A 3,534-nucleotide genomic window follows, 5' to 3' on the forward strand; every position below is an offset into this window, starting at 1 on the left:
GCACAGCGCGCACCCCGGCACCGTCGGCCCGTGCGCCGCCACCTGATGCGGGTGTTTAGGTCCGTTGCCGCACCTCGACTCGGGACCGAGATTCATGCTGGACGGGTGACACGGTCCGGTTCCACGTCCGGCGCGGTACGGGTCGCGTTCGCGTTCTGGATCACGCTCGTGGGCACCACGGTGCCGACGCCGCTCTACCCGCTCTACGAGTTGGAGTTCGGGTTCTCGTCGTTGACAGTGACAGTGGTCTACGCCCTGTACGCGCTCGGAGTCGTGGTCGGGTTGCTGGTCTTCGGTCGGCTCTCCGACCAGATCGGCCGACGTCCGGTCATCCTCATCGCGTTGCTGCTCTCGGTCGCCGCCGACGCCGTCTTCCTCGCCGCCGTGGACCTGGCGATGATCATCGTGGGCCGGATCCTCGCGGGGTTGTCCGCCGCGCTGATCATCGGTACGGCGACAGCGGCGTTGGCTGAGCTGATCGACCCTCGGCACCCGAAGCGTGCCGCCACCGTGTCGATCTTCGCGAACCTGGGTGGCCTGGCCACCGGCACCCTGCTGTCCGGGATCGTGTCGGACGTGGCACCCGAACCGCTCCGGTTGCCCTGGGTGATCGTGCTGGTCCTGGCGGTGGTCGCGATCATCGCGCTGCGCGGGGTGCCGGAGACGGTCCGGGAACGTTCGCCGGTTACCCTGCGGGTGCAGCGGTTGCACGTGCCGGCCACCATCCGCGGTGCCTTCATCCGCTCGGCGATCACCGCCGGTGCGGGCTTCGCCGCCCTCGGGGTGCTCACATCGGTGAGCGGGCTGTTCCTCGGCATGGTCCTGCACATGACCTCACACACCCTGGCCGCGCTGGTGGTCTTCGTGGCGTTCACCGGTGCGGCGTTCGGCCAACTGCTGACCCGCGTGCTGTCCTCGCGTGCCGCACTGGCCAGCGCCTGCGCCGGCCTGGTGGTGGGGGCGGGCCTGCTGGCGTTCAGCATGTGGATGGCGTTGCTGACGACGCTGCTCATCTGCGCGGCGATCATCGGGGTCGCGTCCGGGGTGGCGGTCGGCGACGGCATCGCGACGATCACGATGAAGACCGAGCCGCAGCACCGGGCCGAGGCGGTGTCGACCTTCTTCGCCATCCTGTTCGCCATGCTCGGTGTGCCGGCGGTCGCGGTCGGTCTGCTGATCCAGACGATCGGCCTGCGCCCGGCCGGCGAGGTCTTCAGCGCGGTGGTGGCGGTGCTCGCGCTGGTCGTCCTGCTCAGCCTGGTCAGGGGCGGCCGGGCACAGCCCGCGAGCTGATCGCCGGCCGGTTTGTTCCGGGTGCCAGGGGTGCCGCGTCAGCCATTCACTGAGGTCTTGCGGCGGTCATCGTATACAACATACGCTCCCCGAATCGCCCACTTGAGGAGCTCTCCATGACGAACCTCTCCGTCCGCGAAACCAGCCGGGTACTCCGGGCCGCCGTGGCGGCGGCCGTCGTCGTCTGCACCGTCGTCGCCTGCTCGCCGGTGTCGAACAACGAAGGCGGGACGTCCGGCGGCGACCAGTCGGCAGGCCAGGATTCCTTCGGTGCGCCCGCCGACCCCGCCGCCGTGAAGCAGGGCGGGAACCTGGTCATCGCCCTCTCCGCCGAGCCCGACGCGCTGGACCCGACGCTGTCGAGAAGCCTCTACTCCCGCTACGTCTTCCAAGCCATGTGCCAGAAGCTCTACGACGTCAACGAGCAGGCGCAGGTCGTACCGCAGCTCGCGACGGCACTGCCCACCACGAGCGGCGACGGCCGGACGGTGACCATTCCGCTGCGGCCCGGCGTGCGCTTCGCGGACGGCACGGCGTTCGACTCGGCCGCGGTGAAGGCCACCCTGCAACGCCACCTCACCAACGCCCGGTCGGCGCGCAAGAGCGAACTCGGCCCCATCGACGGCGTCGACACCCCGGACGCGCAGACCGTCGTTCTGCGGCTGAAGCAGCCGTTCGCGCCGCTGCTCGGGGCCCTCGCCGACCGGGCCGGCATGATCATGAGTGCCCAGGCGCTGCGGACCAAGGGCGACGACTTCGCCTCCGCGCCGGTCTGCGTCGGCCCCTTCAAGTTCGCCAAGCGGGTGCCGCAGAACTCCATCGAGGTGGTGCGGGACCCGAACTACTACGACGCGAGCAAGGTGCACCTGGACACCATCTCGTGGCGGATCCTCACCGACGCCAGCATCCGCGCCGCCAACCTGCGCTCCGGCGACGCGCAGGTCGCCGACTCGGTCTCCACCCAGGACGTCGCTTCGCTCCGGCAGGACGCGGCGGTCTCCGTCCTCCAGTCGCAGTCCCTCGGCTACCAGGGCCTGACCATCAACGTCGGCAACGTCGACGGCGTCGGCACCGCGGCGAAGCCCATCAACCGCCCCCTCGCCCAGAACGCCAAGGTGCGGCAGGCCTTCGAGCACGCCATCGACCGCAAGGCCCTGGTCGACGCGGTCTTCAACGGTCTGCACGCCGCCGCCTGCTCCCCGATCTCGCCCGCGAGCACGTTCTCGTCCCCCGAGGCGCAGACCTGCCCGGCGCACGACCCCGCCAAGGCCAAGCAGTTGCTGGCCGAGGCCGGCGTGCAGACGCCGTACGCGGTCACGATGCTCGCCTCGAACACGCCCGACACGCTGCGTCTCGCGCAGGCGTTGCAGTCCATGGTCAAGGACGGCGGATTCGACCTGAAGATCAACCCGGTGGAGTACTCGTCGCTCCTCGACGAGCAGGACCGCGGCAACTTCGAGCTGCTGCAACTGGGGTGGAGCGGCCGGATCGACCCGGACGCCAACATCACGAACTTCGTCGGCACCGGCGCCAGCCAGAACGTCGCCGGCTACAGCAACCCGCAGCTCGACACCCTGCTGACCCAGGCCCGCCAGGCCGGTGACGTCGAGGAGCGCAGGAAGCTGTACGGGCAGGCGGTCACGTTGCTCCAGCAGGACGACGCCCTGATCTACCTCTACCGGCAGCGCAACCTGACCGCCGTCAGCAAGCAGATCCAGGGCCTCCAGGTCTACCCCGACGGCGTGATCCGGGCGGCCTTCGCCGGCTTCGGCAAGTAGGCCGTCGTGGCCCGATATCTGCTCACCCGCGCCTGGCAGTCGGCGCTGACACTGCTGTTGTCGACGATCGTTGTCTTCGTCGGCGTACGGGCGCTGCCCGGCGACCCGGCCCTCGCCCTGGCCGGCGAGGACCGGTCGCCGGAGGCCCTGGAGGCCATCCGTCGGCACTACGGGCTGGACCAGCCGCTGCCCGTGCAGTTCGCCCAGTACGTGGAGCGCATGGCGCAGGGCGACTTCGGGGTGTCGATCCGCACCGGCACGCCGGTCTCCTCGATGCTCACGACCGCCCTGCCGGTGACCGTCGAGCTGTCCGTCCTGGCGATCCTCATCGCGGCGGCGCTCGGCGTCGGCGCCGGGGTGCTCGCGGCGGTCCGTCGTGGACGCCCGGCGGAGTGGCTTGCCAACGGCCTGGCCCTGATCGGCCTGTCGGTGCCGCACTTCTGGCTGGGCCTGCTGGCGATCC

Annotated in this window: 3 protein-coding genes; all 3 read left to right on the forward strand. The window is 70.3% G+C overall.

What is annotated here, in order from left to right:
• Positions 1-105: 105 nt before the first annotated feature.
• A complete protein-coding gene (locus AB0B48_RS32415) occupies positions 106-1,293 on the forward strand; it encodes an MFS transporter (protein ID WP_357208303.1) in 1,188 nt (395 codons plus the stop codon).
• A gap of 116 nt (positions 1,294-1,409) precedes the next feature.
• Complete coding sequence (locus AB0B48_RS32420; protein ID WP_357208306.1) at positions 1,410-3,071, forward strand: ABC transporter substrate-binding protein; 1,662 nt, start codon at positions 1,410-1,412, stop codon at positions 3,069-3,071.
• Between the two features lie 6 nt (positions 3,072-3,077).
• The coding region (locus AB0B48_RS32425) for an ABC transporter permease (protein WP_357208309.1) at positions 3,078-3,534 on the forward strand (457 nt) is incomplete at its 3' end.

This window comes from Micromonospora sp. NPDC049089, assembly GCF_040648775.1.
GTDB lineage: Bacteria > Actinomycetota > Actinomycetes > Mycobacteriales > Micromonosporaceae > Micromonospora.

Bases quoted from the DNA above. Each gene is read 5' to 3' on its own strand.
- AB0B48_RS32420 (WP_357208306.1), top strand. From the start codon at position 1,410: ATGACGAACCTCTCCGTCCGCGAAACCAGCCGGGTACTCCGGGCCGCC.